We start from the raw sequence: 1,681 nt of genomic DNA on the forward strand, positions 1-1,681 counted from the left end.
GTGATCACTCACCGGGCTGTCGTTGGTGCCGGTGATGGTGATGGTGACGGTTTGCGTCGCCGTCGCGCCCTTGTCGTCGGTGACCGTGGCGGTGAACGTCTGSGTGTCGCTCTCGCCCTCGGCCAGATGATCGGCCGCACCCTGATYGAGCGCAAAGCTCCAGGCGCCCGTCGTCGGGTTGATCGCAAATGCGCCATAGGTGCCCGTCGCGTCGCCGCTCCAGGTCGCCGTCGCCAGGTGGTCGACATCCGAGGAGGACAGCGTGCCGGACGCCGACGGCGTCCCGGCGACAACCGTGCCGTTGTCCAGATTGCCGGCCTCGACAACCGTGCCGGCATCCTGGCCGACCGCCGTCGTGATCACCGGGCTGTCGTTGGTGCCGGTGATGGTGATGGTGACGGTTTGCGTCGCCGTCGCGCCCTTGTCGTCGGTGACCGTGGCGGTGAACGTCTGCGTGTCGCTCTCGCCCTCGGCCAGATGATCGGCCGCACCCTGATTGAGCGCAAAGCTCCAGGCGCCCGTCGTCGGGTTGATCGCAAACGCGCCATAGGTGCCCGTCGCGTCGCCGCTCCAGGTCGCCGTCGCCAGGTGGTCGACATCCGAGGAGGACAGCGTGCCCGACGCCGACGGCGTCCCGGCGACAACCGTGCCGTTGTCCAGGTTGCCGGCCTCGACAACCGTGCCGGCATCCTGGCCGACCGCCGTCGTGATCACCGGGCTGTCGTTGGTGCCGGTGATGGTGATGGTGACGGTTTGCGTCGCCGTCGCGCCCTTGTCGTCGGTGACCGTGGCGGTGAACGTCTGGGTGTCGCTCTCGCCCTCGGCCAGATGATCGGCCGCGCCCTGATYGAGCGCGAAGCTCCAGGCGCCCGTCGTCGGGTTGATCGCAAACGCGCCATAGGTGCCCGTCGCGTCGCCGCTCCAGGTCGCCGTCGCGCCGTGGTCGACATCCGAGGAGGTCAGCGTGCCGGACGCCGACGGCGTCCCGGCGACAACCGTGCCGTTGTCCAGGTTGCCGGCCTCGACAACCGTGCCGGCATYCTGGCCGACCGCCGTCGTGATCACCGGGCTGTCGTTGGTGCCGGTGATGGTGATGGTGACGGTTTGCGTTGCCGTCGCGCCCTTGTCGTCGGTGACCGTGGCGGTGAATGTCTGCGTGTCGCTCTCGCCCTCGGCCAGATGATCGGCCGCGCCCTGATCGAGCGCAAAGCTCCAGGCGCCCGTCGTCGGGTTGATCGCAAACGCGCCATAGGTGCCCGTCGCGTCGCCGCTCCAGGTCGCCGTCGCGCCGTGGTCGACATCCGAGGAGGTCAGCGTGCCGGACGCCGACGGCGTCCCGGCGACAACCGTGCCGTTGTCCAGATTGCCGGCCTCGACAACCGTGCCGGCATCCTGGCCGACCGCCGTCGTGATCACCGGGCTGTCGTTGGTGCCGGTGATGGTGATGGTGACGGTTTGCGTTGCCGTCGCGCCCTTGTCGTCGGTGACCGTGGCGGTGAACGTCTGSGTGTCGCTCTCGCCCTCGGCCAGATGATCGGCCGCGCCCTGATCGAGCGCGAAGCTCCAGGCGCCCGTCGTCGGGTTGATCGCAAACGCGCCATAGGTGCCCGTCGCGTCGCCGCTCCAGGTCGCCGTCGCGCCGTGGTCGACATCCGAGGAGGTCAGCGTGCCGGACGCCGAC

The 1,681-nt window shown here is 69.3% G+C and carries 1 protein-coding gene; it reads right to left on the minus strand.

What is annotated here, in order from left to right:
* The coding region (locus ACXJ7R_RS31890) for a VCBS domain-containing protein (RefSeq protein WP_457155283.1) at window positions 1-1,681 on the minus strand (1,681 nt) is incomplete at both ends.

Source organism: Mesorhizobium sp. P5_C1, from assembly GCF_054049815.1.